The organism is Mesorhizobium sp. M7A.F.Ca.CA.004.12.1.1, from assembly GCF_003997835.1.
Classification (GTDB): Bacteria; Pseudomonadota; Alphaproteobacteria; order Rhizobiales; family Rhizobiaceae; genus Mesorhizobium.
Genome location: NZ_RZRK01000489.1, coordinates 1 through 4,683, shown reverse-complemented (window position 1 = coordinate 4,683; position 4,683 = coordinate 1). Strand labels below are relative to the sequence as shown.

General features: G+C 57.4%; 3 protein-coding genes. All 3 read left to right on the top strand.

The features are described from left to right. The first annotated feature begins 131 nt into the window (after positions 1-131). On the top strand, positions 132-1,940 hold the full coding sequence (locus EN984_RS23230; protein WP_236383467.1) for an HrpF/NolX family T3SS translocon protein: 1,809 nt from the start codon (positions 132-134) through the stop codon (positions 1,938-1,940). Between the two features lie 1,057 nt (positions 1,941-2,997). Next, positions 2,998-3,342, top strand: coding sequence for a helix-turn-helix domain-containing protein (locus EN984_RS39540; RefSeq protein WP_084831489.1), 345 nt, complete (start codon positions 2,998-3,000; stop codon positions 3,340-3,342). A 37-nt stretch (positions 3,343-3,379) separates the two neighbouring features. Continuing rightward, positions 3,380-4,683, top strand: a 1,304-nt coding sequence (gene glyA, locus EN984_RS23220; RefSeq protein WP_164765594.1) for a serine hydroxymethyltransferase, incomplete at its 3' end; no start/stop codon positions are given.

Below are 4,683 nucleotides of genomic sequence, written 5' to 3'. Positions count from 1 at the left end.
GCATAATGTCGGCCAGTAATCTTTCAACTTTCTACCGCTCAAATTCGCTACAGTCCGCAAGGGGTTGGCCGGGCCTGAAAGTTTCCCATTTTGCGACCCAGCATCAGCAAAGTGCATCGTGCTTCGAAGCGATGCTGTCCACTTGTGTGCTGGCAGACAAGCCCGGCTCTTTCGCGCAAGGGGATCTGCCAGCGTCGAATCTTGATTCGACAATGGATAAATTGCGGCAGGACCCTTTGGGCCATCTGGCACCGGATGTCTTGACATTGAATGGCTTGGAGCAACACCCACTGGATCAGCTGCCGCCAAATATGAGGGCGGCTCTCAAGGAGGACCAATCGCAACGCTCCAAGGCGACTGAAGCCCAACATCTGCTCGGCGTCACTCCGAAGATCGAGCCGGCTCCCAGGGCGAGCCCCGGAATCACGTGGAACGGTGGGTCGCTGACCACGGCTGAGTTGCAGATTGTTGCGGTACTCAACCGTCACAAGGACCAATGCCCGCTTACTTGGAAGTCGTTGACCGACAAAGCCAATGATCCCTCTACGCCACCGGATCTTAAAGCGGCGATCCAGGGACTGCAGCAGGATTCGGGACTTTTTTATGCGATTGGCTCGCAGGGCGACGGCCGCTGTGGAGGCAAGATCAACGCCAAGGACTTGGCCGGATTTTCAAACCACCACCCACAAGTTGCTGCATTTCAGGAAGCCCAAGCGCGAAGCTACGAGCAGAACTACATACCATCCGACGGCAGCGGAGGTTTGCAGCCTTCGGTCATGACCTTGAGCGATGCCTTGCGGGAGTTTTACCGGTACTCCGAAAATCTGTCCAAGGACCTGAGTCTGGATGAGTTCAAGAAAATGGTCGGCGGCGAATCGAAAAACGGCAAATTTCCGCCCCAGGTCATTGCGGCGGCGCAATATTTCCTCGATCACCCCGATGCTTGGAACCAGTTGTGCGGTGGCTCGAAAGGGAAGATGCACAAAGAGGATTTCCTGCAAGTCGCCTCATCGTCGATGAGCCTCACGCAAACTGAGCTGAATACGGTCGAGATGATCAAGGACCATCAGGACACGTTCTTTGGAAGCGGTGTTCTGACTCGCGACAAACTGGCGAAAATGAAAGACGACAAGAGCCTTGATCCGAAAGTGCGGGAAGCAGCCTCTCAGCTCCTTTCAGATCCTCTTTTGTTTGGCCTCCTGAACAATTCGATCACGGGCTATAAGACCCATCATAAATTCTTCGACTTTGGCGGCGGGCATACGGTTGATTCCGGCAATATCAGCAAAAAAGACTTTGCCCATTTTTGCACAAACATGTCGTCTGCGAACCGCAACGTTCAGCAGCCAATCACCCACGGCGCCCAAACCGCAGAAGAGCAGAATGCCGTCGCGGACATGAAGATGGGCCTGATGGACCAGCCTGACATTAAGTCAGCCAAAAAGAACGGCGGGGCCGTCATGCACGTCGTCGACTCCGTGCTCAAAATCGAGACGAAAGTGCTCGACTTGGCGGCAACGGCGGTGGGACTGCTCAGCTTCATTCCGGGCCTCGGACAAGTAGCCGATCTTGCCTCGATGGTTCTCGAGGCTGAGTCGCAAGCAGCCAATCTCCTGCGTACGGCCATTAATGGAGGCGATATGAAGCGAGCGCTGGAGGAAGCTGGCCTCAATATGGCCGCGCAGGCGATCGGCCTTATCGCAGGCCCCGAGGTCAAGCTGGCCATTCGAAATGGGCTCGTAAAGCACCTGATGGAAGAGGCCTTGGCGGCAGGCATTGATCTTTCGGTCTCGACGGCGCAGGACTACGCAGAAGGCTATGTGAATAACCTCAAAGCGCGCCTTGCAGGCGGCCCTGAGCAAAGCCTAGGCCTTCCGAGCATGCCATCATTCCAGAGTGTGGCAAGCAATGTGCCCTTCGTCGGCATTGCCTTATCCTAGCCGTCGCCTTGCGCGGAAGCTTTGGCTCGCGCGCTGACATAAGGGTCATTGTGGCACAAGCAGGGGTTCATCCGCATCAACGCAAGCGGTGTTCCTGACGCCATCTGGATCGGACTGTGAGGGGGATGTCCGAAGTCTGTGAAGGCTTCGGTATATGACGACTTCAGAGTTACGCTGAGCCCAGCCATCTCGAGCCGGTGCGCCGGGTCGAGGTTTTCACGGGCGCCGGCCGGTAGCGGGAATGGTCTCCGGAAGGCACGGCGCGGATGGTGGCGGAGCGGCGCAGCCGAAGGAACGGCTGTCGCGCGCCCAGGGCGGCCTCCCGAACAGCAGACGATGATCTCCTGCCTTGGGCCTATATCCTTGTGCCCACGCTCAAGGCAGTCGGCTGAAAACAGCGCTGATTTAAAACAGCATTATCCTGCACTGCACCCTCGATCCTTGCGCTCACCGATCGCTCGTCGACACGCACGCGGTCAAGTCGTTATCGGCGCTATGCCGATGGGCTTCGAGAGCAAGGTGGACGCTGAGCGGTGCGTCAGCCTCAGGGCGCGGCTGGCCAGCTTTGGGTCTCACGCTCTATGACGGCAACACCCGGCTGATCCACTTGGCCTGTTCGCGGGCTCCCGGCAGCGGCGCGGAAGCCACGGTCCGCCTTCCTCGGCTTCAGGCCAAAGATACCGCAGCATGCTCCAGAGCTATGTCTGCCGCCTTCGCCCCATCGTCGCTGGTCATGTGGAAAGGACAAGCAGGCTACGCACCCTATAATCCCGTCGGGCAGGATTCGACAGTCGACGGCGAGACATTCGCCAAACCTCCCCCTTGATTCTCAGCAACGTTAAAAAAAATTCACATAATGTTCGTGAGTGTAGTCTCCTGTCAGGTGGTACATTAGCCCCAATATCTGGCGTCTTAGTCGTAGAAAGGACTGTGATCTATCTTCCATTAGCATCCATACCAGCGGATTTACAGCAAATGACGAGAGAGGTCTCATGCGGATTGATGGGGATAGAAGGGCTAGCGGCTTGCTGCATCCCGTCCGGGTTGATGCCAACCAATGTTGACACTGGTAAATCGCCTAAGGACGGCAGCGCATCTTGATCGCCTTCGAATCCTGGGCCTTTGCGCGCATGCGGATCTAACCGTCGGCGAGCTGGCCGATATTACCAGTCTGCCTCGCGAGCAGGTTCGACGCCACGTTCGGCGGCTGGTCAGAGCCAACTTTCTTTGCTGCAACGAACAACGTCCGCAGTCTTCGTACCATATGCAAGCAGGAGGCAAGGATGGCGGGCTGGCTCAATTGGTGGTCGATCTCCTGCCCCACGATGATGGCCATCATAAAAGAGACCTACAACGCCTGGAAGCAATACAAGACGCGCGGTTGAAGGGACCGCCTGCTTGATCGTGAAATAGATCAGTCCAAATGGAGCGCGACTACCATGGATAACTCCGCCGGCGGCGCCATCGCGCAGCCCGACACTTACGGGCGGCCTCACTTAGCCGCCGTCGACTCCCGCGTTCACGAACTGCTTCTAAGACAGGAGCGTCAGGAGCGGACAACTCTCAAACTGATCGCCTCCGAGAACTTTGCCTCCTCGGCGGTGTTGGAAGCGACCGGGTCGATTTTCACCAACAAGTATGCCGAGGGATACCCCGGTGCGCGCTACTACGCCGGAAACGAGATCGTCGATGAGCTTGAGACCCTCGCGATCGAGCGCCTGAAAGCGCTATTTGGCAGTGAACACGCCAACGTCCAGCCTTATTCAGGCTCGCCAGCCAACCAGGCTGTCTATCGCGCGCTTTTGAGCCCCCGTGACAAAGTCATGGGCTTGCCTTTACCCGAAGGCGGCCATCTGACTCACGGTTGGTCCGTCAATTTTTCCGGCAGCGATTATCAGCGCGTCCCGTACAGGCTGCACGAAAAGACACAGCAAATTGACTATGACCACTTGCGCGAGACCGCCAAGCGGGAACGCCCGAAGCTAATTTGGGTCGGCGGAACTGCTTATCCGCGTATTTTTGACTACGCGGCCATGGCCGAAATTGCTTCGGAGGTGAACTCGTATCTGGTGGCTGACATCGCCCACATCTGCGGCCTGGTTGTCGCAGGAGTGCATCCGAACCCCGTGTCCCATTGCGATGTGGTCACCAGCACCTCTCACAAGTCGATCCGCGGTCCCCGGGGTGGCTTCATTTTATCAAGGAATGAAGACCGTTATCAGCCCCTCCATCATCCGAAGAGCAAACACAATCTGGCCAAACGTATAGACCGCGCCGTGTTCCCTCTTCTGCAAGGCGGACCGCACATGAATACTATCGCCGCGCTTGCCGTCGCTTTGCAGGAAGCAGCGAACTCGTCCTTTCGTGTCTACGGTCAGCAGATCGTCCACAACGCCAAGGCTCTGGCCCAGGCACTTCTGGAGCGAGGTTATGAACTCGTCACCGGGGGCACTGACAATCACATGCTGATCCTTGATCTTCGGGACCGGTCGCTGTCAGGCAAAGCCTATGCGGAGCGCTTATCGCGTGCAGGCATCATTGCGAATTTCAATATGGTCCCGGGCGACCGGCGGCATCCGGCGCTGACAAGCGGCATCCGCTTAGGGACACCAGCGGTGACGTCCATGGGCATGCGCGAAACGGAGATGGTGCAGATCGCCGCTTTCATCGACTCGGTCTGCCGCCAGCCCGATGACCAGGAAGTTCATGCGAGCGTACGAAGAGACGTTGCCGACTTCTGCAC

Bases quoted from the DNA above. Each gene is read 5' to 3' on its own strand.
- EN984_RS23230 (WP_236383467.1), top strand. From the start codon at position 132: ATGCTGTCCACTTGTGTGCTGGCAGACAAGCCCGGCTCTTTCGCGCAA.
- EN984_RS39540 (WP_084831489.1), top strand. From the start codon at position 2,998: ATGTTGACACTGGTAAATCGCCTAAGGACGGCAGCGCATCTTGATCGC.